23 protein-coding genes are annotated in these 26,356 nt (G+C 71.4%); 3 read left to right on the top strand and 20 right to left on the bottom strand.

Going from position 1 to position 26,356, the window contains the following annotated elements; translation table 11 throughout:
• Nucleotides 1–875: 875 nt before the first annotated feature.
• From Ae505Ps2_RS29380 to Ae505Ps2_RS29340, 9 genes are all read right to left on the bottom strand, one after another.
• The gene (locus tag Ae505Ps2_RS29380; protein ID WP_139320301.1) at nucleotides 876–1,697 is read right to left on the bottom strand and encodes a hypothetical protein; all 822 of its coding nucleotides are present in this window, start codon (nucleotides 1,695–1,697) and stop codon (nucleotides 876–878) included.
• Between the two features lie 433 nt (nucleotides 1,698–2,130).
• A complete protein-coding gene (locus Ae505Ps2_RS29375) occupies nucleotides 2,131–2,859 on the bottom strand; it encodes an HNH endonuclease family protein (RefSeq protein WP_084786548.1) in 729 nt (242 codons plus the stop codon).
• Entirely contained in the window at nucleotides 2,856–4,844 is a 1,989-nt protein-coding gene (locus Ae505Ps2_RS29370; RefSeq protein WP_075554385.1) for a hypothetical protein, read from the bottom strand. Before Ae505Ps2_RS29370 ends, Ae505Ps2_RS29375 begins: the two co-directional genes overlap by 4 nt.
• A gap of 409 nt (nucleotides 4,845–5,253) precedes the next feature.
• The gene (locus Ae505Ps2_RS29365; protein ID WP_139320299.1) at nucleotides 5,254–5,592 is read right to left on the bottom strand and encodes a hypothetical protein; all 339 of its coding nucleotides are present in this window, start codon (nucleotides 5,590–5,592) and stop codon (nucleotides 5,254–5,256) included.
• 17 nt (nucleotides 5,593–5,609) lie between these two features.
• Nucleotides 5,610–6,575, bottom strand: coding sequence for a hypothetical protein (locus tag Ae505Ps2_RS29360; protein ID WP_075554383.1), 966 nt, complete (start codon nucleotides 6,573–6,575; stop codon nucleotides 5,610–5,612).
• Nucleotides 6,576–6,636: 61 nt separating this feature from the next.
• On the bottom strand, nucleotides 6,637–7,095 hold the full coding sequence (locus Ae505Ps2_RS29355) for a hypothetical protein (protein WP_075554382.1): 459 nt from the start codon (nucleotides 7,093–7,095) through the stop codon (nucleotides 6,637–6,639).
• Nucleotides 7,095–7,559: a hypothetical protein gene (locus tag Ae505Ps2_RS29350; RefSeq protein ID WP_075554381.1), complete on the bottom strand. Its 465-nt coding sequence runs from the start codon at nucleotides 7,557–7,559 to the stop codon at nucleotides 7,095–7,097. Before Ae505Ps2_RS29350 ends, Ae505Ps2_RS29355 begins: the two co-directional genes overlap by 1 nt.
• A 111-nt stretch (nucleotides 7,560–7,670) precedes the next feature.
• On the bottom strand, nucleotides 7,671–8,045 hold the full coding sequence (locus Ae505Ps2_RS31600) for a hypothetical protein (RefSeq protein ID WP_139320298.1): 375 nt from the start codon (nucleotides 8,043–8,045) through the stop codon (nucleotides 7,671–7,673).
• A gap of 14 nt (nucleotides 8,046–8,059) precedes the next feature.
• Entirely contained in the window at nucleotides 8,060–8,281 is a 222-nt protein-coding gene (locus Ae505Ps2_RS29340; RefSeq protein ID WP_249265425.1) for a WhiB family transcriptional regulator, read from the bottom strand.
• 1,752 nt (nucleotides 8,282–10,033) lie between these two features.
• On the opposite strand from Ae505Ps2_RS29340, the gene Ae505Ps2_RS29330 reads away from it, so the two are divergent.
• Nucleotides 10,034–11,152 carry a DUF2637 domain-containing protein gene (locus tag Ae505Ps2_RS29330; protein WP_083696453.1) on the top strand — a complete coding sequence of 373 codons (1,119 nt, stop codon included), beginning with the start codon at nucleotides 10,034–10,036 and terminating at the stop codon, nucleotides 11,150–11,152.
• Between the two features lie 280 nt (nucleotides 11,153–11,432).
• Nucleotides 11,433–12,566 (top strand): hypothetical protein, encoded by a 1,134-nt coding sequence (locus Ae505Ps2_RS29325; RefSeq protein ID WP_075554377.1) that lies wholly within the window; start codon nucleotides 11,433–11,435, stop codon nucleotides 12,564–12,566.
• A gap of 49 nt (nucleotides 12,567–12,615) precedes the next feature.
• Here the strand turns inward: Ae505Ps2_RS29325 and Ae505Ps2_RS29320 are convergent, their stop codons facing one another.
• The 3 genes from Ae505Ps2_RS29320 to Ae505Ps2_RS29310 form a co-directional block, all read right to left on the bottom strand.
• The gene (locus Ae505Ps2_RS29320) at nucleotides 12,616–12,957 is read right to left on the bottom strand and encodes a hypothetical protein (protein WP_139320297.1); all 342 of its coding nucleotides are present in this window, start codon (nucleotides 12,955–12,957) and stop codon (nucleotides 12,616–12,618) included.
• Nucleotides 12,958–13,126: 169 nt separating this feature from the next.
• On the bottom strand, nucleotides 13,127–14,608 hold the full coding sequence (locus tag Ae505Ps2_RS29315) for a helix-turn-helix domain-containing protein (protein ID WP_075554375.1): 1,482 nt from the start codon (nucleotides 14,606–14,608) through the stop codon (nucleotides 13,127–13,129).
• 334 nt (nucleotides 14,609–14,942) lie between these two features.
• On the bottom strand, nucleotides 14,943–15,299 hold the full coding sequence (locus tag Ae505Ps2_RS29310; RefSeq protein ID WP_075313408.1) for a hypothetical protein: 357 nt from the start codon (nucleotides 15,297–15,299) through the stop codon (nucleotides 14,943–14,945).
• A gap of 87 nt (nucleotides 15,300–15,386) precedes the next feature.
• Between Ae505Ps2_RS29310 and Ae505Ps2_RS29305 the strand changes: the two genes are divergently transcribed.
• The gene (locus Ae505Ps2_RS29305; protein WP_139319165.1) at nucleotides 15,387–15,746 is read left to right on the top strand and encodes a hypothetical protein; all 360 of its coding nucleotides are present in this window, start codon (nucleotides 15,387–15,389) and stop codon (nucleotides 15,744–15,746) included.
• A 47-nt stretch (nucleotides 15,747–15,793) separates the two neighbouring features.
• On the opposite strand, the gene Ae505Ps2_RS29300 is transcribed toward Ae505Ps2_RS29305, so the two are convergent.
• From Ae505Ps2_RS29300 to Ae505Ps2_RS34370, 8 genes are all read right to left on the bottom strand, one after another.
• Nucleotides 15,794–16,948, bottom strand: a complete 1,155-nt coding sequence (locus Ae505Ps2_RS29300; RefSeq protein ID WP_249265424.1) for a C40 family peptidase — start codon at nucleotides 16,946–16,948, stop codon at nucleotides 15,794–15,796.
• Nucleotides 16,949–18,697 (bottom strand): ATP-binding protein, encoded by a 1,749-nt coding sequence (locus Ae505Ps2_RS29295; RefSeq protein ID WP_249265423.1) that lies wholly within the window; start codon nucleotides 18,695–18,697, stop codon nucleotides 16,949–16,951.
• Nucleotides 18,694–20,247 (bottom strand): SCO6880 family protein, encoded by a 1,554-nt coding sequence (locus Ae505Ps2_RS29290; protein WP_075554374.1) that lies wholly within the window; start codon nucleotides 20,245–20,247, stop codon nucleotides 18,694–18,696. The genes Ae505Ps2_RS29295 and Ae505Ps2_RS29290 overlap by 4 nt, the downstream gene beginning before the upstream one ends.
• The gene (locus tag Ae505Ps2_RS29285) at nucleotides 20,247–22,001 is read right to left on the bottom strand and encodes a hypothetical protein (RefSeq protein WP_075554373.1); all 1,755 of its coding nucleotides are present in this window, start codon (nucleotides 21,999–22,001) and stop codon (nucleotides 20,247–20,249) included. Before Ae505Ps2_RS29285 ends, Ae505Ps2_RS29290 begins: the two co-directional genes overlap by 1 nt.
• A 92-nt stretch (nucleotides 22,002–22,093) precedes the next feature.
• Nucleotides 22,094–22,849, bottom strand: a complete 756-nt coding sequence (locus Ae505Ps2_RS29280; RefSeq protein WP_139320296.1) for a hypothetical protein — start codon at nucleotides 22,847–22,849, stop codon at nucleotides 22,094–22,096.
• Nucleotides 22,846–23,202, bottom strand: a complete 357-nt coding sequence (locus Ae505Ps2_RS29275) for a hypothetical protein (RefSeq protein WP_212567734.1) — start codon at nucleotides 23,200–23,202, stop codon at nucleotides 22,846–22,848. Before Ae505Ps2_RS29275 ends, Ae505Ps2_RS29280 begins: the two co-directional genes overlap by 4 nt.
• A 41-nt stretch (nucleotides 23,203–23,243) precedes the next feature.
• Nucleotides 23,244–24,254 carry a hypothetical protein gene (locus tag Ae505Ps2_RS29270; protein WP_084786552.1) on the bottom strand — a complete coding sequence of 337 codons (1,011 nt, stop codon included), beginning with the start codon at nucleotides 24,252–24,254 and terminating at the stop codon, nucleotides 23,244–23,246.
• Nucleotides 24,251–26,170 (bottom strand): transglycosylase family protein, encoded by a 1,920-nt coding sequence (locus Ae505Ps2_RS34370; RefSeq protein ID WP_349289850.1) that lies wholly within the window; start codon nucleotides 26,168–26,170, stop codon nucleotides 24,251–24,253. Before Ae505Ps2_RS34370 ends, Ae505Ps2_RS29270 begins: the two co-directional genes overlap by 4 nt.
• Nucleotides 26,171–26,356 lie beyond the last annotated feature (186 nt).

Here is a 26,356-nt window from a genome sequence, read left to right as displayed (position 1 = left end):
CGGGGGCTGACGATCGAATCCCGACGGCTCCGCGGCTCTCGACGATCCGGATGTTCCCCAGGACCGGGGCCTTGTCCCCCGGGTGGGGGGCCGGGTGGAGGAGCCGTCCACCGCGCGCAGCGGCACCTCGCCCCAGCCGGCAGGGTCGGGAGGGACCTGATCGTCAGCGTCTGGTTCCGGAGGCAACGGCACCACCCCCACCTCCGGCATCGCCGCTTCCCCCGGATGCGGGGAGGTGCCTGACGGGTCGCTCACCGCGCCATCCTGACCGGCACCGCACCCATCAACGCTCACCGGGTCGGTCACCCAGACACCCGCGACACCACTGCCCACCGGGTCGTGGGCAAGCCGACCCGGACCGCAGCCGCCCCCAGGCGGCGAGGACCGGAAGCGGCGCGGCAGCACCTGTCAGCAACTCCGGCAGGTTCACACCGGCACCGCCCCTGTTCGGTCGAGCACCGGCCGGTCGAGCTCTGGCCGGTCGGGGCAGACCGCACCCAGGTGGCAGGCCGCCCGACGGCGACCGGACGGGGTGGTCTCGAGGTGAGCGCGGATCATCGCCATCGCCGCCTCACGGCCGGCGCGGGTCGCGGGCTCGGGTGCCGGGTCAGCAAGAGCGGAGTCGCAGAGGCCACCATCGCGATCCTGGCCGGAGCTGTCAGCCCGGTCAGCACTGACAGCGCTCGTGTGCTGGTCAGGGCTGGTCTCAGCACCAGTCTCGCCGCCGCCGGCGATAGGTGAGGTGTCACAGCTGACGTCACAGCTGACGTCGTGGGTGGTGTCACAGGTGGCGTCACGAGACGTCGGCGGGGCGGGTGCCAGCGGGAGCGGGTTCTCGTCGAGAGGTGCGACTTGAATGATCCGCAACCACCGGCTCAGATGCCGCGTGAAGGCTTGAGACACGTAGGTGACCGCTGAGTACCCGTGGCGTCTCTCATCGCCGCACAGGCGATCTCAGAGGCCTCTACGAGGGTGATGCCGGCGTCGAGACCGGACTGGATCGCCGACCCGACCCGCTCGACGTCGTCGACCGTCGGCCGCCACGACGACGACGCCCGCGTGGCCGTCTGCGCCCACTCCACCCACGGCAACCGCGCGACCAGAGCCCCGACCTCCGCGCCGACCTCTACGGCGGCCTCTGCGGCGGCCCCCGCGCCGGCCGCGCGGTCAGCGCCGGCCGACCCGGCCGGGTCGCGGTGGCCCGTGGCGGGCGGCTCCGCCGCACCGCCCGGCACGGGCTCCATCGACTCCTCTCCTCTCCGACTCCTCGGAGAGGAGTCGATCGATCTAGAGAAGATGCCCAGATGGGCATCAAGACCCTGACCTGCGGAAACAGCGGCCGACACCATCTTCGTGCCCATCTGGGCACCGGGGCCGGGTGGGTGCGGGCGGGGCGGGGCGACGAATAAGCGAGTGAGTGTTGTCGGATCGGAGAGGGCGCGGTCGAGCTCGGCGTAGGTCCGCGGTCCGACATACCCGACCGGTGGTTGGGTGAAGACCGTGAACGTGTCGGCCGCCCGGCCGCGCCGACCGGGCACGTAGTGCCGGTCGATCCGCAGGAACCCGATCTGGGAGAGGTAGTCGAACAGCCAGCCGGCTTTGTTCGCCGACTCGTAGCCGCACCAGCGGGCGAGTTTCGTGCGGTCCAGCTCGACCCGCTCCGGATCAGTCGAGCGGACCCGGTCGGCCAGCAGCACCTGCGCGGCGGTCAGGACCTTGTCCGCGGCCGTGCTGATGGCCCGCCCGTCGCTACGACACGGCGGCGACAGCCGCACGCACGCGGCGATCCAGAACGGCACCGCCGCATCGACCGGGGAGTCACCGGCCACCGAGACGAACCGGTCATCCGCCCGGCCGGAGGCATCAACGCCCAGGTCGACAGGCATAGACGGCCCACGGCCGGGGTGGTCGGGGTGGCCGGGGTGGTGGGGCTGGCCGGTCATGGTTAGACTTCTCCCATCTCAGCCTCACGGCTGGTTTTCCAGCCTCACGGCTGGGTTTTTTTGTCGAACGACTCGCGGCCCTTTTCCTTGCCAGGGGGGGCCGTTTGTCGTTGTCGGGGGACAGACCGTAGTCGACTGGTTCACCTGCGACACCAGCAGGTTCCACCGGCCCGGCCGGCGGTGGTGTTCACGTGCAGGCCCGGCGCAGCGCATCGGCACGCTCGGTGGTGACGGTGAGTTGGTAGCGGGTGGCGACCCGGACGAAGTCATGGGCGTAGACACACGCATCGACCGGCGGCATCCACTGCTCCGGTCCCTTGTCGGACTTCGACCGGTTGACCTGCGCGGATACGGCGAGCAGGTTGTCCGGATCATTCGCGAACACCTCCCGCTGCCGGTCGGTCCAGGCGTGCGCGCCGGACCGGTGCGCCAGCGCCAACGGGATGACATGGTCGATGTCGATCTGTCTCGCCGGCCCGGTGACCGTCTGCCCGCTATACGGATCCCGAAGTGTGCCTGATGTCACATCGCAGGTGTTGCGGGTGGTGGTGTCGGTCAGGTCCCGGGCCAGGACGTAGTCCCGGATATCGCAACCCGGCCCGACCGCGGGCGCCCATCCGGGCCCGAACGCCTCACGGCGGTAGTCACGACCGTGCCGGTCCGGGGCGATCCGCAGCCCGGACACATCCACCGGCCCGGCCCCGTTCGGACCAGCCGCTACCGCTGACCCGGCAGCGGCAGAATTGTCGCCGGAGTCGCCGGAGAGTGCCCAGATCTCGACCAGCACGAACACGCCCACCGCGGCCACGGCCATCAGCAGCGTCGCCGCGCGGCGGTCCCCGACCGCCCACCGCCCCGACCGCAGCCCCGGGTGGCGTCCCGGTTGTCGTCCGTGTGTCGGGTTCATCCGGTTCATGATGTCGAGCCCGTCTCGGCGGGTGCAGCCGGGGCCGCCACCGTGGTGGCCTGGTAGCGGCCGCGGGCGACCCGGGCGATCCGTCCCTGCCCGATGAGTGTGTCGAGGGCGTCGTGCACCGCGGCCTTCGACGCCGCCGCCGCCGCGACCAGCTCGGCGGTCGCGGTCGTGCCGCCCTCGATGAGGGCGAGGACCTCGGCCTGCACCGGTGACACCCCACCCGCACCCGCCGGCGCAGGTGCAGGTGGGGTGTCGGCGGTGGCGGTGCGGGTTCCCCAGGACGGCTGCGGGCTGCGCCGAAGCCCGCCCCGCCCGCTCCCAGCCCCGGCTCCGGCTCCGGCAGCGCCGCCGTCGGTGAGGTGGTGGGTGCCGCCGAGTCCGCCGATCTGCCAGCGCCCGTTGATGGCGGGTCCGAGGACGGTGGTGATCGCGGCGGTGTCGAGTGGGTGCAGGTCGGGTTGGGCGAAGTGGCGGTCGAACGCGGTCGACACGGTCAGCTCGGGTGTCGGGCGGCCGGTGCTGCGCATCCGGTCGGCGTCAGCGTCGCTGGGGAGCCAGTCCCAGCGGACGGGTGCGTCCAGGTGGGCGTGGACGGCCATCCCGGGGATCGGGCGTCGTGGCCGGGCGTCGTCGAGTGGGAGCTCGTTCGGGTCGAACACCAGCCCGGGTACGAGGTCCGAGGACGATTTGGAGTTGGTGCGGAACGCGATGACCTGGGAGGCGAACGCCGACCGGGCGTGGTCCCCGCCCCAGGCGGCTTGGCCTTGGGACTGGTTGCAGCCGACCACCCACACGCCGAGCGCGCGGACGGTGTTCACGGTCTCGGTCCACAGCGCGGCGGTGGTCGGGTCGTGGGCGACGAAGGAGTACTCGTCGTGCAGGAACATCCACCCCGGCACCTCGACACTGGGGAAGATCAGGTCCGAGCCGCCGCCGGCGGCGATCTGGGCGCGGGCTTCCAGGATCGCGCCGATCAGCTTCGGGAGGGCGAGGACGTTGTGTTTGCCGATGACCGCGACCCGGGCGCGGGCGGCGAGGGCGGTGGAGGAGTTCCCTTTCGGGTCGGCATAGAGCAGGTTGAGGACGCCGGTGGACAGTGCGGCGGTGGTCAGGATGTTCGTGGCGCCGGACTTCCCACCGCCGGTGGAGCCGACGATCATCGTCGGCACGGTCCCGGAGTCGTTCCACATGACGACGTCGACCTCACCGGTCCCGTCGACCGCCCGCCCCACACCCTGGATCGTTCCGTCGTGCACGCGTGGCGCGGTGAAATAGCGGACCTGCGCGACCGGGTCGGTGTGGATGACCGTCAACCGTGCCCGCGCCGCGCTCTCCCCGGCTGCGGCGGGGGCGAACAGGACCCGGTCGGCGGGCTCCCCGAGCCCGCCGGCGAGGCGGACCCGGTGGGTGAGCAGATCGGCGGCGGTGTGCACACCACGAGCGAGGACCACATCGAAGGTCGTCGTATAGGGCCCGTCGACACGGTTGGTCAGCCTCGACCCGGGGACCTTCCCGTTCTTCGAACCGTTCGTCTCCGCCCACGCCAGGCAGTACCGGTCATGCTCCGGGTCCGGCGGGGCGACCGCCGGCAGCTCGGAGGGCGTCAACGGCGCGGTCTGCGGGCCGAGCGGATGGGCCCGCCACCAACGGGACCCGAGGATCGTGGTGCCGGCGACCGCGGCAGCACCGAGCAGCGGTGACGGGCCGGTCGTGGCGAGGCCGTGGGCGAGAGCTGATGCGCCTGCACCGCTCGCGGCCAGCTCGGGCCACCACCGGCCCACCACAGCGCGGTAGCGGGCCGCGACCAGCACCGCCGCTCCCACCGGGAGCATGGCGGCGGGTGCGGCGAGCACTCCCGGGTCTGTCGTGGCGCCGACCGTGACCGCCGCGTCGCCGAGCCAGTACCCAGCGAGCCCGACACCACCACCCGCGACGGCCGGGATCCAGGGCCAACGCCGCCGCCGGTTCCGATCCGCGACCAGCACCCGCCGCGCGTTCTCGCACCGATCATCACCACTACCGGCGGACTCGGGTGGTGCGTCCCGGCCGCCGCCCGGGACGACGGCGGTCTTCACCCACGACCACACCGCCCCGGCCGCCGAGCCCGCCGGGCGCGGCGGCTCGCCCGCACCGTCGTTCTCCCGGGTCTGCTCGCAAGCCCGAACCGCCGCCCGAGCTGCCGCCCGGGCTTCTGCTCGGGCTTCTGCTCGGGCGGCCGCGGTGCGGGCGGCGTGTTCGAACCGCGTCCTGCGCGTGATCATCGATGCGGACCTCATGACTGTTCTCCCTCCTTTCTCCGCTGGTCAGCAGCGGAAACGGCGTTGCGCTGTGGTGATGGAGTCGGAGCGCCCGCCCACACCACTCGGGTGTGGGCGGGACTCGGAACCCACCAGGTCAGGTGTGGCCGAGGGATGTCTTCGACGCCCGACCGATCATGTGGTGGGTGGTGTGGGCGTCGGCGACGATCTGCCCACCCACACCGACCCGCTCGGCCACGGTCGACAACGTGTCGATGACCGCGGTGAGCCGGCTACCGGCGGTATCGAGGGCGTCGAGGCCGGTCCAGCCGTGGGATTCGAACTCGTCGGCGATCGCTCGGTGGCCGGCGATGAGCTGTTCCAGGTCCGATGCTGCGTCCCGTAGGGCAGCTGAGGCGTATTCGTGGTTCCCGTCACCATCCAGTGCTGCCGTCATGGCGTCTGCTCCGTTCCTGCTGGTGTTGGCGCTGGTCACGTGGTGATTCGTGCGGGTTAGAGGACGGCGTGTGGGCCCGGCACATAGGGCGCCGCCTCGTAGGCGTCCCGGCCCTGGTCGCCCTGGGCGCGCATCTGCCCGGCCAGGTCCCGATACGACGCCTCAGCCGCGGCCAGCCCCGTCAGCGAGTCCGTGAGAGGCCCGGTGACCTGGCCGCCCCAGCCCTGACCGGCGAGCCGGTCGACGAAACCCGACAGCTGGGACTGATACAGGCCGCAGGCATCTGCCGCGGCGGTCAGCCGGGCAACAGCGGTCTCATACATTCCGTGGCCTCCAGAAGCAGTAGTCGTGCTGGTCGTCGCCAGGGTCGGCCCGGACGGGCCCGGCGAGGTAGTCGAATCGGCGGCGTCGGGGTCGGGGTCGGGATCGACGGTGTCGACGGTGTCGTCCGGGGTCGGGTGGGGAACCGGTGTGTCGCCGGCCGAGGTGGGTGGGCCGGGATCGTCTGTTGCGGTCACCGCTGCACCACCTGTGTCACCACCTGTGTCACTGGCCGGGCGCAGCCCGGCCCGTCGTCCCCACGGCTCCGGCGCCGCCCTGCCCGCCCGATCAGTCCGGCTGATCGGGCTGTCACCGGTAGTGGTGGTGAGGCCGCGGGCCTGTGCCCAGCGGGCCCGCGCCCGGGCCGCCCGCTCCAGACGCCGCCGCTGGGTGGCCCGCCACCGCTCATCCCGGCCGGGGGCGGTGGCGTCGTACCAGGCCCGCCGCCGCGCCGCACGATGCTCGGCCCGGTGCTGCGCGGCCCGACAGGCCTCGGTCCAACGAGAGGCGACCAGGAGCCCGAACGCGCCCCGCCCGACCGGACGACCCGACCCGGCGCGGGCGCCGCCGCCGGCGTCGTGGCGCATCCGGGCTCGCGCGAGGCCGGGTGGTTCTTTGCCCGCGGTGTAGGCGGCGGTGTCGGTGCGGCCCTTGGTCACGAAGAACGCCACCACGACACAGGTCAGGAAGAACGCCTCCACCCGACCCACCTCCTTCCTGCTCTAGCGCCGTATCGGCACACAGCTAGAACTTGCGGTGTCATCAGGTGAGGGATGCGGCGAGGGCGGCGATGAACGCATCCGCGGCCGGGTACAGGCGTGGGACACCGGCCAGGACGGTCCCGACCAGGGCCAGGGCGGCCACGACCATCAGTGACTTCGACCTCGTCGCTGCGGTGATCCCCGACCCACGCAGCCGCGAGTAGGCCCACAGGGCAGCGGCGGCCGCGACCGCACCGACCGCGGACACACCGACCAGCTGGGCGGTGGCCTGCCCAGCACCGGCCAGCGCCCCGCCGGACAGGTTCTGGAACAGGGCGCCGAACCAGCCGGCGGAGGCGCCGCCGACACCGAACCCGCCGACCACCGCCAGGACAGCGGCGACCTTCTCCCAATCCACGCCTTTACCGGGCACATCCAGGAAGACCAGCAGCACCGCGAGGACCAGCGCGAGCGCACCGAGCGCGGGCATCGACGACGGGATGAACATCGACCACGACATCACCCACCACCCGACACAGACAGAACGAGCAGCCCGATAACGACAACGGTGATCATGAACCCGGATGGTTTGTCCCGGATCACGTTGCCCAGCCAGTCCAGCGGGAACACCACGGCCAGGGCGGCCAGCGTCAGCGCCGCGTGCACGCCGCGGACCAGCGGGTTACTGCTGGTGGTCCAGTCCCCGGTACGCGAGTAGGCCCAGGTCTGGGCATACGACGGCGGCGCCTGGTTCCACCGCGGCCGGGCCTCCACGAGGTCACTGACGGCCTGGGCGATGCGCTGGTCCCACGGCGCCAACGGCTCCAGACCCGGTCCCGGCCGCTCTGCGGGGCCGGCATCCGGGGCCTCGTCGGCCCGGGGCGATGCGGTGTTCGCGGGCGTGTCGACGACGTAGAGGCCGTGCCGCTCCGCCGGGGCCTCGTCCTGCTGCTGGTCAGAGATCGGTTGTGGCACGACGACCACCCCCCGCCTTCTGCCGGTGACGGCACCGGCCACAGGTCCGCGGCAGCACACCGCCATCGCGCGGGATTTCGATCGACCGACGGCACACCATGCACCGGGCCCGCACGTGCATCACCGCTCACCGCCCGTGTCGAGAGCAGCGGTCTCCGCCGCGCGGCGCTGATCAGCACGCACCTGGTTCCGGGCGGCCTGACGCTGCTTCGTCCGGACCACCTTCTGCGCCGCGGCTTCCTGGGCGGTGTGGAGCTCGATGAACAGGTCGGCAAGGTCGTCGGCGATTCGATCGACGCACCGTGCAACCTCCAGTGGCACGGCGCGGGTCTTGGGCAGCGTCGCTCGCACGGCGGCGAACGCCGCGGTCAATCGCTCGGTCGGCGTGGACGCCTGCCCATAGGCCGACACGAACACAGTGCGGCGGGCCTGCCCACGCCGCAGCACCGCATACGCACGACGGGCCCGCGGACGATCCCGTCCCACCTCGGGCATCCCCGATGCCGACATCAGGCCGCCACCGCCCAACCGTTAACCGCCACAGCAGCGGCGGTGATGTCTGCGTGACGCTGCGCGGCGCGTTCCTCGCGCGTCGTGCCGCCCCAGATGCCGTGCTCGCCCGCCGCCGTTGCCCACTCGCGACACGCGACCCGCACCGGGCAACCGGTGCACACGAGGCGGGCCTGCAACACACCCAGTTCAGACACCGGGAAGAACACCTCGGTATCCACACCGAGACAGTGCCGCCCCGGATGAGACGACAACTCCGGCGCCACCGGGACAGCAGGTCCCGGATCGTCGTCAAAGACAGGACTACGCTCAACCACGTGGGTCACCTCTTCACACTCTGGGTGGCCTACAAGGGCCTCGGCGGGGCTCAATCCGCCGGGGCCCGACCACCAGCGCCACGCCTAACGTGGCACATATCAACCTTCCGCATCGGAGTATGTGGCAGCGGCGGCGAGGCGTCAAGAGGCAAGCACTGACCTCGGTCGCGGACCGCTCGTCCGGCAGCCAAGGGAGACGGACCGCTTGACTAGTGACCGCGCCGATGTCCAGCGCCACCTTGGCGAGACACTTCAGAAACTCCGACTGGCCGCAAATCTTTCAGGGCGTTCTCTTGCTGCAATTTTAGGGTGCGATCAATCGCGGATAAGCAGAATCGAATCAGGTCAAACAAAAATATCTGACCCTGAGGCGCAGAGATGGGCAATGGAAACCGGCGCCTCCGCTGAGGATTGCGCAGAAATTTCCGCCTTAGTCTGCAAGACTGGCCCCCTACAGATATCATGGCGCGGAGTGCCAATTGGTGGCTGGAGTGCTCGCCAGGGAGACCTCTCTGCCCTGGAGTCTGAGGCCCGAAGAATCCTCGTATGGCACCGATCAGGAATTCCCGACCTGCTCCAGTCCTCTTCCTACATGCTCCAAGGTGTTCAAGTCGAGTCGCAGTACTCAAAACAGAGAATTGCAGCCCGCATGTTCGCAAAAGCGTCTCGACAGCGAGTCATTTATGAGCAGCCATCACGATTGGAAGTGGTATTGGCAGAGCAGGCCCTGAGGGAGCTTTCTGGAAATCAGAGAGTCCTCGTGGATCAACTAATCTGGATCGGTTCTCTAGTCAGGCAAGGTCGACTAACTCTTGACGTTTATCCGATCAGTGGACCACTCCCCATTAACCATGCGCCCAGCGTTGCGATTCACCTCGCCCCTCAGAGCGGAATGGAAGACGTAGTTGTGCATACAGAGCTCAAGGAGTCGCCTGAGAGTGATCCCGAGAGCACTCAGCGGCACATCGACCGGTTCCGTGCCTATCAGCGCCACAGCTGGCGTGGGGATCAGGCGATCGAGTTCGTCGAGAGCCTCGCTCGGGGGATGAGCCGCGGCGGACCGGGCGACACTGGCGGCGACGGTGGGAATGACGGTGCGTGATTGTCCAGTTGTCCAGATGGACAACGGCCCGGGCGTGCTAGCGTGCGTCCTACGCGCGTGCGGGCCCGGACGCGCGTAGGACGTCGAAGTCCAGCTGCCTGTCCAGTCTTTGTCCAGCGGTTTGTCCAGCTCCTGGACAAGTACAGAGCGTGACCTAGGCAAGTGCGGGGCTCTGTGGCCGGTTCTTCTGGGCTGCTCGTTGCCTCCGCGCACCCCCTCTTTCCGGGGCGCACCCCCTCCGCGCACCCCCTCCGCGCACCCCCTCCGCGCACCCCCTCTTTCCGGGGCGCACCCCCTCCGCGCACCCCCTCCGCGCACCCCCTCTTTCCGGGGCGCACCCCCTCCGCGCACCCCCTCCGCGCACCCCCTCCGCGCACCCCCTCCGCGCAGCCGGGGGGGGGTGAACCTTTCCGGAGCTGATCTCCTGTGGCTGGTTTTTCTTTCGGCTGCGGCAGCGATACGCCTACTCGTGGGTCATCGCGCATTCTCGTCTGGATGGGGTCGTGTAATGTCAGTGCGGCCACTGCGCGTGCAGTCGGGACGAGGGAGCGGGGATGACTGTTCACGAACTCAGGCCCACCGGTGGTGTCGCCGGATCTGACGACACCACGCCTGGCGGTCCTTCGCCCGACAGCACCTTGTCTGGTTCTAGCGATGAACTGTGGGGCTGGCGGGAACAGTCTGGTCCGGAGGACGCCGCGGAGCTCGCCGATATTGCGGATGGTGGGCCACAAGGTTTGTGGGCGTCGGTGTGGCCGCGTGTTCTCGCGGTTCTCGTGGTTGCTTCTGTGGGGCTGCCCGCGGCGGTGGCGTCGTATTGGCATTTGCAGGAAGTCGCGGCCCGGTTCAACCCCGGATCTGCTCTGGCGTATTGGCTGCCGTTGTCGGTGGACGGGCTCCTCGCCGCCGCACTGGTGGTGGTGTGGTCACGGCGCACCCGGGGTGAGCGTGTCGGGTTCGGGCCGTGGGCGGCGTTCGCGTTCGGCATGATCGTCACGTTGTTGGCGAACGCCGCTTCTGTTGTCCCGGAGAGTGAATGGGTGCGGCCGGGGTCGGTGTTGGCGGCGGTGGCGGCGTGGATGGTGGCGTTGTTCCCGCCGGTCGCGTTCGCGGTCAGTTTGGAATTGATCGCGATTGTGCTCCGCCCTACCCGCCGACGGGCCCGGGCGATCCAGCACGGCCGCGCCGGGCGCGGCGGAACCGCAGCGGTCGACAGCCCGGTCACCGGTGAGGCCCTGGAGCCCGCGGCGGCACCGGTCCCGCAGATGACACCGGTCCCGCAGATGACTCTGTCGGCGATCTCACCCGCCCAGTCCCCAGCATCAGCTCCGGCTGCGGCGGGGCTGGTTGGGGCGGTTGTCGAGCCCGGCCGCGACACGGGCGACACGGTCCCGTTGCCTGCGGTGGCACCGGCTGACGCCGACGTCGGTAGTGGGTCCGGGGTGGCGGGTCAGACGAAGCAGGGCCGGGCCGAAGCGTTGTTCATGGCGGCCTGGGACCGGGGTGAGGATCTGTCGCTGGCTGAGGTCGACCGGAGGATCGGCGGGAACCGGACCGCGGCGAAGGCCAAGCGCAGCCTGCGTGATCGCGGTCTTCTGCCGCCGGCCGAGCATCTCCGGCCCGCGCCGCGGGCCGGCGCAGGCCGGGCGAGTACCCAGCTCACTCCTGCCTGACCAGTCCATACCGCCCCGGGCACCGACGGACCGGTCGGCGCGGACACGGTGACGGCGCAACCGGTGATGATCACCGGCGATACTGGGAGCCATGATCGGTAGGCGTGCGCGGTGCAGTCGCGGCGTTCGTGTTCTTCTGTCTGCAGTCGCGGGTCTGCTGGTCCTGGCCGGTTGCGGAGCCGAGCCGGCCAGGACCGACGATGGGCCTGTGACCGAGGTGGTGTCTCCTCCGGCTGCTGTGCGGGAGGCGTTCGATCCGCCCGCTGATTTCGGTCCGCCGGTGGGTGAGATGGGGCGCGGCGCTGGTGACATCCCGATCGTCGAGGTCCTCGACGGTGTGCACGGGTGGCTGCTCGGCGCGAAAGGCCTGGTCCGGGTTGATCTCACGACCGGTGAGGTGGCCGACGGCCTGTTCCCCGATAATGCTCCGCACCCGGAGGTCGATCTCGACCTGGTCAACACCGGCACCAGCACCGTGGATCCGGCCGGCCCGCCGGTCGTCGCCGACACCCCGGTCGGGCGGCTGGTGCTGGCCGTGTTCCCGGTCAAGATCCCCGATCGGGGCACGGTCCCGGGTGGGATCGGAGTCGAGGTCGTCGCCGCGGACTCGGCGACCGGGCAGAAGGCCCAGAGCACGCTGATCCCGCTTCCGGGAAGCGAGGTGCCCGGTTCCCGGCCGTGGTTCGAGTACGTCTGGGTGGTCGGCGTTCACGGGGCGACTGCGGTCGTCGATGTCCGTACCAACGAGTACGAGTTCACCGCTGCGGTCGACCTGGCCTCCGGGCAGGTCCTCTGGACCGCGCCGGGGAAAGCCGGCCAGCTGGTCGTCGGCGACACCGTGATCGTCACCGTCTCCGACTGGGGCGCCGGCACGCGGGACACGCGTGGGTTGTCGGTTGCCGACGGTCGTCAACGCTGGGTCAGCACCTCGGCCGGGTCGGCGTTCCCCGTCGGGCGGGACATGGTCCTGCTCGACGGCTCCAGCACTTCGGTGGTCATCAACGCCACGTCCGGGCGGCCGGTGCCGTCGGTCCCGTTGCACGGAGATCGGCGCGGGTGGAGCTGCTTCGGCGACCAGCGCTCGGTCACCGTCTGCCAGCGTGGTGGTGGACGGTCGGTCGAGGTCCTGCTCGGGCTCGACGAATCCGGCGCCGAGCTGTGGCGCATCGTCAACCAGACCGGTGGGACCCGAGTCCCACCTGCGGTCTCGACGGTCTGGCACGGCGCGATCTACGGCTACACCCGTGACGGTGTTCCAACCGTCCTCGACGCCCGAACCGGCGCTGACCGCACGCCGGTCGCGGCGGTCGCACCGTTTCTGGTCAACGAGTACTTCGGGATCGCCGCTGTCGACGCATCGGTGGGCCAGGTGAGCGCGCCTTCCCGTGCGGTCGCTGTCCCCGCCACCTCCTGACGAGCACTTTTCCTTGACCGCGGCCGGGCCCTGGCTGCTGAAGACAACGTCAGGTCCAGGTCATCGTGATGACGAGCATGGCGGCGACGATGACCAAGCCGAAGATCACCAGGGCGAGCCACGGCCCGGTAGCCGGCCGGGGCCCCTCCGGCGCTGTCGGGGCCTGGGTGCGCGTGCGCCGGTGAGCCGCCGCACGGTCCCTGGCCGGGTGGTCGCGTGCGAGGGCGTCGACCAGGTCGGCGCGGTTGAGTACGGCGGTGTCGGCTTCGGCCGCTGCCCGGGAGGACGCGCGGTCGGGTCCGGACATCCAGGTCGGCCATGCCAGCCGATCACTCTGACTGGCCGGTCTGTCCGGGCCGGCCTGGGCGTCGGTGTCGCGGGGCGTGTTCACCGGTGCACTGTGCGCGACCGGTAGGCAGGCGCACCAGCGGTGGCGCTGGTTGTCACCGACTCGTGCGCCCACGAGCCCACCCCGGGCCGGCCCACCCCGGGCCGGGCCACCCCGGGCCGGGCCACCCCGGGCCGGGCCGGATTTATCCGGGCATGTTCGGTTTGTCTGGTTATCTCCAGGTTTTCGGGTTGAGGCGTCGTCGGCCGGTCGGGGCGTTGGTGCTGGTGCGGGCGATCAGGCGGGCGCGGGTGGACTCGATCAGTGCTCGGGTGGCGGGGCTGATCTGGCGGGCCTGGGCGTCGGTGGCGGCTTGTGCGGCGAGGTGGCGGGCCTGTCGGGCGATCCGGTCGGCAGCGGGTGTGACGTGGTCGCATTTGAGCGCGAGGGGCGGGTAGTCACCGGTGGCGGGATCGACGACCTGTCCGTACTCGTCGCATTCGGCGCAGCCGGCGATGCGCTGGCGTGCCTGTTGCGCGGCCTCAGAGCGCCGCTGAGCGGCCGTAGCGGCCTGCTGGGCCTCTTGGGCTTGCATCCGCTTGCGGACCGTTCCACAGCCGCCGCAGGGCCGGTCGTGGGGGTCGGGGTGGGCGAGGTGACGCGGGCAGAGCCAAGTCTCCCGCCGCTCCGGGTCCGGCACCAGCTCGGCCGGTGCGGGCGGGGTGTGGGCTTGCGCCGCGGCGGTGGTGACCAGGTCAGGCACGATCGGAGCAGCGGCGACCGGTGGGCCCTGGTCGGCCTGGTCGGTGGCCGGCGGTGCCGCTTGCGGTGCAGGTGCGGCGGCGGGTTCCGGGCGTAGCGCGTCGAGTACCGCCGAGGTCTCGGCCAGGGCGGGCTGCTCCAGCGGATCCGCAGCCGCCGGTCCCGCTTCCTCCGGGCGGGGTGTTCGGGTCGCGGACTCCTGGGGGGCGTTGATCGGGGTGTCCCGCTCGGGGTCCGGACGAGCGGTGCCCGACCGGTCCGGGTCGACACCGGTCGCGGGCGCGCTCGCGCGCGTGGCCTCCCCCGTGATGGTCATCTGACGGTTCCAGGCAACCCGCGGTGAGACCCCCGTGGGGTCGCACCGTGAGACGGGGGGGGTCTCACCGTGCGACGGGGGGGTGAGCTGCGGAAACACCGGTTCGGGCAGGCCGGCGGTGTGCCCGCCGAGACCCGCCCCAGGAGCCTCGGACAGACCCCTCAGACCCGCCGGATCCGCCCCCGCACCGACCGCCGCACCGACCGCTCCGTCGACTATTCCGGCGCCCGTGTCGAGGACCGAGCCGAGGACCGAGCCGGTGTCCGGCTCGGCGTCTGTGTCGGCGGCTGGTGCGATGCCGAACAACACCTCGAGGGTGTCGAGCTCCACCCGAGCCCGGAGCCTCGCCCGGTTCCGGGCCTGGAGCACCTCGACCTGGATCCAGTAACCATTCGACGTCCACGCCCCGTTCCTACGGCGCCGCCGGGCACGCCGCAGCACACCCTCACGCTCCAGATCGTTCAACGACCGGAACACCGTCGCCCGCGACAACCCGGTCTTCCGCGCCACCGACATCACCGCCGGGAAACACAACCCACGCTCGTTCGCGTGGTCAGCGATCGCCAGCAACACCGCCCGCCGCGAGGACCCCGCCACATCAGACCGGAACACCGCATCCATCACCGCGACGCTCACCGCACACCCCCGGACGAGTCCGCCGTTGCGTCCGGAGCCCGCGAGTACAGCTGGTCGAGGTCGAGGGGGCTCCCCGTCTCGACTGTCTGACGGGGCATCGCTACAGTGCTTTTCACTGCTCTCCTTGCAGAGTCGCAGCAGTCAGTCCGAGCGATACGCGGTCCGCGTGACCACGTCGATCCGGAACTGACTACTCGGTGGATGACTATGGCGCCTTTTTCCTGGTCAGGTGTGGGGCGCCACAGTCATTACTTGGATGTAGACGGTAGCGGGTCGGGTCCCGATGGGTTCGCCCGCTATCGTCTGCACCAGGAACTCGCTGGTCCACCAGCATTTACCCCGCCCACCCCGCCGCCGCGTCGGTCTTGTTGCTGGTGGGTGTGAGCCAGTAGGTCGCGCAGTCATGACAGACGAACGCCTCGACTGCCCCGAACATCAACGCCCGCAGCTCACGGATGCAGGTCGGGCAGCGGTAGCTGCCGCCGACCCAGAGCGGTCCGTCCTGAGTGATCGTGTTGCTGGTGGTCACCCTGTGAACAGGTCTCCGTTCGTTGATCGAGACCGAAGGTGATGACCTGTCGGTCTGGGTGGCGCTGTCCGGGATATCCGGTAGGTCCAGGTCGCCGGTAGTCTCCGGTTCCGTACTGAGCGTGGCTGCCGTGGTCGTGGCGATCGTGTCGGTCCAGAGCACGTCGTCGGCGGTGCGGGTGTCGCAGCGGCTTCGGGTTCGTCTCGGAGGGGTGGAGGAGTCGTGGAGAGTCGGTCGCAGCGGCGGAAGGTGGCGCGGCTGGCGAAGCGGCGCGGTAAGCAGATCGACCGGGTTCGGCTGAGCGGGCGTGCGGCCGCGCAGGATGCTGTCGAGCATCTGTCGGGGCGTTCGGGTGTGGCGCGGGTGGTGTGGACGGCGTTGACGATGCAGCGCTGCTCGATCACTCAGACCTACTGGTTGACTCGGGATTGTTGCCGTGGCTACCACGTCGGGCTCGGGCTGCCCGACGGTTCCGGGGTGATCGTGGAGATGACCTTTCCCGATGACGACACCAGCGAGCTGGTGCTGGCCACGCACTGCGGCACCGGCACGTACGCCCAGGACGTCGCGACCGTGACTGCGTGGCTGCTGCCTGGTCTCGCCGACTGAGGACCTCCGAGCGTCCTTCCGCGGGTCGCCGCCGCGCATGTCATGGATCATGACGCACCTGCCGCAGAGGCCGGTACGCCAGCCGGAGCGGCCGCACCCGCGGGTGGTGCCGCATGAACTCGGCGGATGTGGGTGATGTCACTTTCCCATTCGGTGAGTGGTTGGAGGATGACGCCGCGGGTGGTGTCGTAGGCGTTGACGATCATGCCGTGCCCGACGTACATGCCGTTGTGGCGTGGGTTGTCCGGTGTGCCGAGTGAGCCGGGGATGAACACGATGTCGCCGGGTGCGATGTCGTGGATGGGTACCGGCTGTCCGGCGTGTTTCTGGCTGACCGTCCCGGCGGGCAGCGGGACGCCGGCGGTGGCCCAGGAGGCGAGCATGAGCCCGGAGCAGTCGAACCCGTCCGGGCCCTGCCCGCCCCACACGTAGGGCTTCCCGAGCTGGGCCAGGGCGAACGTGACCGCGGCCCGGGCGGCGGGGTCGGCGGGCGGGGTGAACCCGGCGGGGAGCTTCTTCGGGTCGATGTTCCCAGGTGGGACTGGAAGTCCGGCGCCACCTGGATCCGGACAGGCGTAGACGGTGGCGGCGAGCTGTGCGTTCGTGGCGTGGGAACTGTCGGTGCTGCGTGGTAGCGGTACGGGATTGTCGGGGCCGGTCCAGAGTTGTTCGACCAGGGCTGCGGCCGGTGCTTCTTGTGGTGCGTAGCGGTCGGGGAACGCGGAGCGTTGCACCGCTTGGGCTGCGGCGCCGGGCGCCATGGTGTGCCATCCGGGTAGCGCGGTGAGGCGGTTGAGGAAGGTGTCGGTGGCTGCGACCGGGTTCAACACCGTCGCGGGTGGGCCCCAGCCTTGGGATGGGCGTTGTTGGTAGAGCCCGAGTGAGTCGCGGTCGCCGTGGTGCACGTTGACCAGCCGGGATTCGACGATCACCGTCGAGATCGCGATGACCGCCGCCCGCCGCGGCAGCCCACGTTCCACGACGCGGGCGACGATGGTGGCGGCGTTGTCGGTCTGCTCGGCCGACCAGTCGACACCGTCGACGGTCTGCGGACCGCCGCCGAGGCCGCCGGCCGGGCCGCACCCGAACCGCCCGGCGGTGATCCCGAGCACGGTGATCGCGGCGAGTCCGCCGATCACAGCGGTCATCAGTAGGACTACTGACAGGCCGAGTCCGCCGGCGATCAGCACCGGGCGGGTCACCTACCGCTCCTCCGTCAACGCATCATTTGTCAATGTTCCATTGACGCCAGCGGATCCGGTGGGGTGCCCGGCGTTGTGTGCGTGCTCGCTGTCGACCTCCGGGTTGCTGGTGGTGTTGTGGCTGGTCAGAGCCTCGACGGCAGTGTGGGTGTGCGGGGGCTTCCGACGGTCTCCGCGGAGGCCGGCGTTGGTGTCGAAGGTGGCCCGTTCGGTTGCGGAGAGGACGGTCTGGATTTTCATGCCGGGGCGGTTCTCGAGTTTCCACAGCGCTCGGCCGGGGCCTTCCATGGCCCAGCCGGTGAGGACGGCCTGTTCGCGTTCGGACAGGCCGAGGTCGTCGGCGAGTTCGTCGCCGACGCGGGTGGATTGGCCGAGCAGGATCCGGGTGGAGCACAGGGCGAGGAGGTCCTGGGCGATGGAGACTTCTTGGGAGCCGGCGGCGCCGACGGAGAGCAGGTCGGAGGGTTTGTGCATCACCAGGAGTTGGATTTTGCGTTCGGCGCGGGACAGGCGCAGGTCGGAGTCGACGGCCTGGACCGCCCGGAGGCCGAGGCGCATCTGCCGCCAGACCTCGTCGCGCACGACGATGCGCACGCCGCTGTCTGCGCCGCCGTCGTCGTGGAGGTCGGTGATCATCGAGGACCAGGAGCCGAGGCAGGTCAGCGCGACCGCGATCGCCTGGTCCCCGCGGCTGCGCAGCAGCGACAGGTCCATCGACTGGACGGGGGCGTCCCAGTCGAGGTCGAAGTTGGTGGGCTCGTCGAACAGCCCGGACAGTGGGCCGACGACGAGGTTGGACAGGGCGTCGGTGATGGGGCGGGTGTGGTCGAGGAATTGGCGGCGGTCGGCGAAGCGCAGCTCGCGCCACAGGTCGTCGGCGGGTTCGGCGAGGTGAGCGACGACCTGCGGGATCGTGATGGGGCGCAGCTCGGTGTTGCCGTTGGTGGCGCCGACGAGGCGGCGTAGGACGGTGGCCAGGACGAGTTCGTCGGTGACGGTGGGTGGGTAGCCTTGGGCTTCGGCCAGGGCGGTGAGTAGCCGGGTCCAGCGGGCGGTGATCCCGGTGAGTTCCTCGCGTTGGCGTTCGACGTTCCACCGGGTCCAGTGGGTGCGGATGGGTCCGAGGTCGAGGGCGTTGAGTCGGTGCGGGCTGCCCCGTCCGAGCGCGATCGGGGTGATCCCGAGCGCACGCAGCAGCGGCGTGTACTCACCTTTCACGTCGCCGCTGATGAGGGAGCGGACACCGAACAGCATCATGCGCAGCATGAGCGCGACGACGGTGGAGGATTTCCCGCGGCCGGGTTCGCCGAACACGACCAGGTTCGGGTTGGTGACCATGCCGCGCAGCACCCACTCGGTGGGGTGGACGTAGAACGCGCCGCCGGATTGGGTGTCGTAGCCCAGCCGGGCGCCGATGGCGGGGACACCGTTGGCGGCCAGCAGCGGGAACAGCCCGCCGACCTCGGCTGCCGTGGCGCGGTAGACCGGGGCGCGCCGGGAGGCGTCGACCGCGGCCCATCCGCGCCCCGGCTCACGTGGCCCCTGGCCGGGCGCGGTGGCTTGGTTGACCCGCAGCCGCCCGCCCCGCCGCCCGCCTGACCTGCGTCCGCCCTGCTCGATGGGCTGGTCGGGTTCGGCTCCGGGCGGGGTGAGCGGGATGCCGTCGAGGTCGGTGAACTGGGCCAGCAGCTCACCGGTGCTACGGGGCTGGGGGCGCCGGCGGCGGCGGCGGCGAGGCGAGATGCTCATGCGGTGAAGGCCCTCTTCTGGCGGGGCAGCCCGATCCCGACCGGGAGGGCGGCGGCGACGAACGCGGAGTCCTGGGCGAGTTCGAGGCGCAGGAGCCGGAACCGGCCTGAGGCGTCGTTTTCCAGGCGGGCGGCGTGGTCCTCGACGTTCCAGCCGGCGGGGACGGTGATCGCGGCGGCGACGGTGTAGCGGATGACGGCGTGCCCGGCGGCGACGGCGGCCTCCTGCTCGCGGGCGCCGCGCTGGCGCCGCGAGTCGATGGCGGTGGTGGTGAACCCGCGCTGGGCCTTCGCCTCGACGAGGACGTTGTTGCGGAACCGGTCGGATTTCACGACCCGGGCGCCTGCGGCGGCGGAGAGGATCTCGTAGTGCACCGCCAGGGTGCGCCGCTCACCAGCGGTGCGTACCGCCAGCAGCGGGCCGAGCGATCCGAAGATGGTGCCGGATTCGGGCGGCTGCACGGCGTAGGCGACCGAGGAGAACCCGTCGTGGTGATAAGCCCGCGCGGCCGGGGTGGGGGAGAGCGCGGGTCCGGCCTGGGAGATCGGCAGCCCGACAGTGCTGCTGCCGGGTTGACCGCCGTCGGGGTCCGGGGCGGGGTTGGTCAGGTGCCGGTGCGACAGCCCGGCTGCGGCGGCGGGGTTGAACCCGGTCTTGATCGCTTCGGCGACCCCGGTGGACGACAGCCAGGTCACCGAGGTGACGCCGAGCCCGCGCAGCCCGTCGGCGACACCTTCCAGCACACGGTAGAGGGCGTAGGCGCGGCCGGCGATTCCGCCGCCGGCGGCTTTGGCGGGGCGTCGTAGCGCGTCCTCGGTCCCGGACACGGTCACGAACAACTCGGTCCGCACGCTGACCGAGGCGACGTCGGAGTCGATCTCCGCGGTCACCCGCCGGGCCAGGGCGGGCGCGTCGCGGCGTTGGTGGCGTTCCCGCCACACCGCGTACTCGGTGCCGTCATCGGGGACGGTGCGCACGCACAGGGAGACGCGGTCGACGATCTCGCGGTGCCCGAGCCCGACCAGCATCGACCCGAGCCGCGCGGCGAGGCGTTCGCACTGGTCGTCGGACAGCATCCCGACTCCGGAGTGGGTGAGCGTGGCGGTGGCGCCCCACCGTCCTTCGGTGGTGTCGTGGATCAGGCAGATCCGGGTGCCGCGCAACTCCGGGCCGTCGGGGAACTCCAGCCGCGCCAACACCCCGGGCAGGTCGGGTTCGCCGGGGTCACCGGCCAGTCCGGCGGCGGCGCGGGACTGCCACAGCGACCAGCCCATGAACACTCCTGTCTGGAACATGACCAGGTCAGCGCACCACCGGAACGCGGGCCGCCCCCGGATCGGGACGACGATCAGTACGGCGACGATCGCGGCGACCACCGCCCAGGACAGGGCGGCCGACCACTGGTTGCGTGACATCGCGATCAGCGCGGGTGCGCACACCCCGATCAGGCCGAACGCCTGGACCGGGGTCATCCCGGCGATCCAGCCGATCCCTTCGCGGTGGTTGAGCCCGCGATAGACCCGCGGGCCCGGGTCCGGGCTGGTCGCCATCACCGGCCGTCCTCACGGTCGGTGCCGCCTCGCCCGGTGCCGGCGCGATCGGTGTCGGCTCGCCTGGTGTCGGTGCTGCCTGGCGGGTCAGGATCGGCGCCGGGGCTGGGCGATTCCGGGCCGGTGGGGCCGCCGCCGGGTGGGCCGGGATCGACCGGTGTCGGCCCCGGACCACCGCCACCGTCACCGTCGGAGCTGCCGGGGTCATCGGGGTCGGCGGGGTGATCGGGGGCGCCGGCGGGCTGGGTGATGTGGCCCGCCGTCGCGGTGTAGGCGCTACCGGCGGCGGAGCTGATCTGCCCGCCGCTCGCGGCGGGTGCGGGTCCGGGGTGCCCGATGCCGGTCTGGGCCATCTGCGACGAGGCGTAGCCGCCCGCGGCGTGACCTGCGGCTTTGGTGGCCAGGTAGCCGCCGACCACCGCCGCCGCGGCGGCACCCCCCACTGCGCCCGCCGCCGCACCCACCCCACCACCAGCAGCAGCCCCGCCGGTGGCCCCACCAGCGGCTGTGGCGCTCCCGCCGCCGGCGGCGGCCCCACCGGCGGCCCCACCGGCGGGAGCGGTGCGGGGGGCGGCGGTGCTGCCGCCGAGTTCCCCACCCCCGGCGCCGTTGTTCGCGCTGCTGCCGGCCAGGTCAGAGGTCTTGCCTGTCATCCGGGCGGTGTTGATCGCCTCGGTGGTGCCGTTGTCCGCGCCGGGCTCACCACCGCCTCCGCTGCGGGAGCCCAGTGACCGCAGTGCCATCCCGGCGTTGGTGCCGGGCTCGACGAACGGCAGCGCCCGGTAGAGCACGGTCGGGCAGAACAGGCTGATCAGCAGCACCGCGGTCCCGCCCAGCAGCCCGGCTACACCTTCGGCGCGGGAGATGACCGCGACACCGATCACCAGGACCAGCGCGAGGGCGGGTTTCATCAGGACCGCGGCCAGGAGCCAGCGCGCCACTTTCCAGAACATCGGGGCGGTCGTGTCGGCGATCAGGCACGCCGCGGCGATCGGGATGGTCGCGATCAACACCATGATCGCCGCAGCGCGGAAGATCATGGCCAGGGCGAACCCGACCGCGGCCGGGACGACCCCGAACAGGGCGGCGATCCCCAGGATCATCGCCCGGACCCCGTCGGTGACCTCCGCGCCGAGATCGGGGGTGGCGCCGAACCGGTCGACAACGGCGGGGTGGGCGAGGATCGCGGTGAAGCTGCCCTGCTCACCGAGGAAGGACAGGAAGAAGAGGGTCAGCCCGTCCGCGCCGGTCAACAGGATCGCGACCGCGCCGGTGGTCACGGCCAGGGCGATCCCGAACTGCGCTGGCCCGGTCACCGCCCGCGCCATGCCCCGCCCGCCCCGTAGCGCGACCGAGGCGAGTTGGAAGAAGAACAACCCGAGCGCGATCAGCGTGGCCAGCCAGATCATCATCGACCACAACGCCCCCAGGTCCACCGCGCCCGCGGCCGCCTCCGGCGGCGGTGCCGGCGCAGCCGCCGGACCGTCCGGGGCCGGCAACGGATCGGGGTTGTCGGCGGTGTTGCCGGTGAGGGTGCCCGGTTCGACCCTCGACACCGTGTCCGCGAGGCTGAACCCGCCCTTGAGCAGCCAGATCGCCGCATCCCACACCCACTGCATCGCAGAACTGAACGCGTCTCGGGCGATGGCGCTCAGGGACCCGCCGACCAGATCCGTGACCGGGTTCCAGCCTCCGCCACCGTCGTCGGCTGGGGGCTGGGGCGGGTCCTGGGCCGGCCAGTGCGGTGCGGTCATCGGATGATGTCCCGGTATCCGGCGGCGACTGCCTCGTCGCTTCCCGGCCATGCTGCGGGGGCATCTGCCGCCGCCGGGCCGGAGGCGATCCGCTACTGGTCGTCGACGCGGCGCATCGGCAGGCAGGTGCCCCATCCGGCGTTGACCACGCGGCCCTTGTCCTCGGCGACGAGCTCGCCGAGGACACACGCCACGATGTAGGTGCCGTCGTCGGTGCGGCCCTTGACCAGTGCGCTGGTCGGGGTCCAGGAGATCGTCATCCCGAAGCTCAGCGGCCCGGTCTCGCGCATGTGCGCGGCGCGGCGCAGGCCCACGAAGTTCCGCGCGGCGGGCGTCTGCTCCGCCGTGGTGGCACCTGGCTCGGCCATCGAGTTGTAGGTCTGGGCCCAGACCTGCGGATCAGCACCGGAGAACCCCGCACGGGCCAGCTCGATCACCTGCGCGATCGCGCCCTCCTCGCTGTCGGGGAACCCGGTCGGGACGAGCACGCCGGACACCTGCTCGGGCTCAGGCAACGTGATCGGAGGCCCCGCGCTACGCGTCGACAGGGTGTGCGGCATCGCCGCCTGCGGGGGGAGGCCGAGCATCGGGCGCCGGGCCAGCGCCGCCTCTGCCTCCGGCCCGCTACCGCTGCTCGCCCCGACCGGCCCAGGCGAGGCCGAGGAACCCGACCCAGCCGAGCCCGGGCTTTCTGAGCTGTTGCTGGTGAACATGCTGGTCACTGACACGACCACGCCGACCAGCAGGGCCAGCACCAGCAGTGCGGCGCCGGCGAGGGTCAGCAGCGCCCGCCGGCGGTTCCCGCCGCGCTCGGGTGCCGGGCCGGTGTTCATCGGGTGGCCCGTCATGCGGTGGCTCCGGCGAACTGGGAGATCAGCGTGTAGCCGAGCCCGAACAGTACGGCGAGGGCGAGGCTGCCGACGATCATGCGGGCCCCGAGGCGTCCGGAGCCGTGGTGGTCCCACATCCGTCCGGCGGTCGCGGCGACGATCCCGCCGAAGAACAGCCCGAGCACGGCGATCCCGGCGACCCACCGCACGTAGCTCACGACGTTCTCGATCGCGGCGGCCCCGGGTGGGGCCTGCGGCGGCGGGTTCGGGATCCCTTGGGTCGGCACGTGTCCGGGGCCCTGACCGAACACGGCCTCCCTGAACAGGGTGTCGGTGAGCAGGGTGTCGGTGAGCAGGTGGGGAAGCGACATCGTGGCTGGGTGCTCCGAAAGTCCGGGGGCGGCGGGGACGGTTAGCGGTGGCGGGGGGAGGTGATCAGGCCCCAGGAGGCGAGGAGTGGGCGGAGCGCGTCGACGGCTTTGGGTGGGCTGGGGTCGTCGGTGACACCGGCGATCTCCCAGCTGCGTTCGTGGGGGACGAACAGGGTGTCGTCGAGGAGTGCGGTGATCCGGGGGCCGGCGGCGCCGGTGACACCGGGAGGCCATTTCCGGGCGTTGTTGACGACCAGCTGGTAGATCGGTGTCGCAGCCCCGCTGCTCACCCACGGCTCCAGGCGGGCCAGGAGTTCCTCGGCCTGGCGCAGCGACGGGCGGGTCGCGCGGACGACCAGGATCGGGCGCTGAGCGGGTAGGCCGCGGCGCAGCCAGCCCCCGGCGCCGTAGACGGGGGTCGCGGCGGCCCGCCACCCGCCGTGACCCAGATCGACCACCGTGGTGTGCAGCGGGGTCGGCGGCGGGTCGGGCAGCCAGTCCGGCGGCACCGGCACCATCCCCGGCGTGATCGCCGGGAGCGGAGTCTCCACCCGGGCGAGCAGCGCGTTGTCACGCCAGCTGTAGCGCACCGACACCTGCTCGTTGACCGGCCGTTGCCACGGCCCCTCCCAGGTGGAGGCACACGCCAACCCGGACCGGGCCGGGTCGTCGGCGTCGACGAGCAGCGCGCAGCGCCGGTCGGCTTGCAACGCGTCGGTGATCGCCGCGGCGACACACGACGCGCCGGCCCCGGCGGACCCGGCCAGGACCGGGATCAGTGCCCCGAACGCCGCCCACGACACCGGGCGGGTCTCGGGGAACACAGTCCGGGTGTGGACGGCGTCGGTGGCCGCCCCGAGTTCAGCGGCGATATCGATCGGGTCGACGCCGGGTGCGCCGCCGGCCGCGGCCGCGGCAGCGGTATCGACGATGGCCTCGACATCGACCACACCCAGATGGGGTGCCCGCGCCCGCGCGGCGGCCCCGAGACGATGGTTGAGCTCGAACACACTGCCCGTGGCCTGGGCCGGGTCCTGCTGTGTGGTGCTCATCGGAGCCCGAGCCGTGTCGAACAGGTCGGCCACGCCGCCCAGCCCTGCACGGCCTGGACGCGTTTCGCGACCTCGATCTGCTCAGCCCGGGACGCCTCATGCGCGGCTCCTTGCCCACCGAACGCCCGCCAGGTCGACGGGCTGAACTGCAGGCCACCGACGTAGCCGTTACCGGTGTTCGTGCTCCAGTCCCCGCCGGACTCGCACTGAGCTAGGTTGTCGAAAGTCGAGTCCGTCGCCGGACCCGTTTCTGCATCTCCGGTCGCCGGCGACGGCTCGGCCCTCATCGCGGGCTCGCGCGACTGCTCACCAGCTCTGCGGTCGAGCCCGTCAGCACCATCGTCAGCACCGTCAGCGGTGTCGCCGTCGGTGGTGTCGTTCCTGGTGGAAGCGGTACCACCGGTCGAGCCGCTGACCCGACCACGCTCGACACCGTGCTCGACACCGTCCTTGCTGTCCTCCGTACCGGCACCGGTGCCGGTGCGGTCGAGGGCGTCAAGTAGGTCTTGGGCGACCGGGTCGACCTCTGCTGCGGCGCGGGCCTGTGTTCTCAGCTTCTCGATGCCCGCCGACACCGACACCGACCCCGGGCTACGGGTCTGGGTCTCGGGTGTGCTCGTACTGGTGCGCTGACCAGCGCTGCTCGCGTCGCTGCTCTCATCGCCGGATGCGGCGTCGGCGGTGGTGCTGGCACGGCTGGACTGGCTGGGTTGGGTGCGGGTGATCGCCGCGCCGGGACGGACCTCGGTCTCGCCCGACGATGCCTGCTCCGATGTCCGCGCCTGCGCCTGCGCCTGCGTCGGCTTCGGGGACGCCGTCGTGGGCTGGTCGCTCCGACCGCTGCTGCCGCTGGTGGTGGTGTCACGGAGGTGGTCGAGGGTGTCGAGGTCGGCAGGGTCGGCGCCGAGCGCGGCGAGACGATCGGTGTCCAGAGCGTCGAGGATGGTCGATCCGATCCGGGTGGCGTCGGCGCCGCCGTCAGCGGCGATCGCGGCCATCAGGTCGCTGACCATCCCGATCGCCGCCCGCGCCGCCGCAGCGTCGTTGGTCACGTCCTCGACCGACGGTGTCTGTCCCGGCCCGGTCTGGGCATCGGTGACCACACGATTCGACGCTGCAGGCGGCGCCAAAGACGGTGTCGCGGGTGGTGTCGAGGTTCGGGGCCCGCCCGGCGCGCTGCCCGGCTTGGTGCTGTCCGGCTTGGTGCTGGTCGGGGCGAGATCGGTGGTGGTGTCGGCGGCCCGGTCCTTGCTGCTGCTGATGGTGGTCGGTGGAGCTGCTGCAGGCAGCTCGGCAGTGGTCGCTGCCGGTGCCGGTGCCGGTTCACGGGTCGGGCCAAGGCTGACCGGTGCGGTCTTGTCCTCCGCGGGTGGTTGTTCCGGGGGCGCCGTAGGCGTGCCCGGGTGGTGGTCGGTGCAGGCCGCTGGGATCGGCGGCGCCGCAGACCGCGGCCGGGCTACCGGCGGCGTTGCTGCTGCTGGTGGTGGAGTTGTGGCTGCGGCTAGGGCCTGGTCGACAGCGCCGAGGGCGACCGCGGCCCCGGCTGCGGTGTCGTTGATGAGGTCGGCTGCGGGTGGCGGGTCGATCAGGTCGGCGGGTGTGGGGCCGAGCCCGGCCGCGGCTAGCCGCACCCCGACCTCGCTGAGCTGCGGGTCAGCACTGTGTGGGTCGGCACTGTCCAGGTGGTGGAGGTGGTCGGCGACGTCCACGGCGTGCTGGCGCCACCCGGGCGGCTGGGTTGCGGGGCGGAACCCGAGCTCGGTGATCTGGTCGGCGAGGGCGTGGTCGGCCGGGTCGGCGGACAGTGTGAGGTCGGTGAGCAGCGCGCGTGCCTGGGTGCGGGTTTCGGTCGCGGCGGCGTGTTGACGTGCGGCTGTGCGATTATCGCAAGTTCCGGCGGCGGTCAGCCCGAGCACTGTCACAGGCTGCGCCTCCGGGGCCCGGGTAGCTGTGGTGACGGTGGTCCAGGTCCCGACGCCCAGTAGCGCGGTCGCGGTCAGCACCGCGACCGCTGAGCGGCGGGCGGGTGACCCGTCCGGCAGACGGACCGGCAGGAGAGGGCGGCGAGGGACGTGGTCGGCCCACGACGGCCGCACAGCACG

The sequence above is a fragment of the Pseudonocardia sp. Ae505_Ps2 genome, from assembly GCF_001932425.1.
Taxonomy (GTDB): domain Bacteria; phylum Actinomycetota; class Actinomycetes; order Mycobacteriales; family Pseudonocardiaceae; genus Pseudonocardia.
This window is presented reverse-complemented; position numbering and strand designations above follow the sequence as displayed.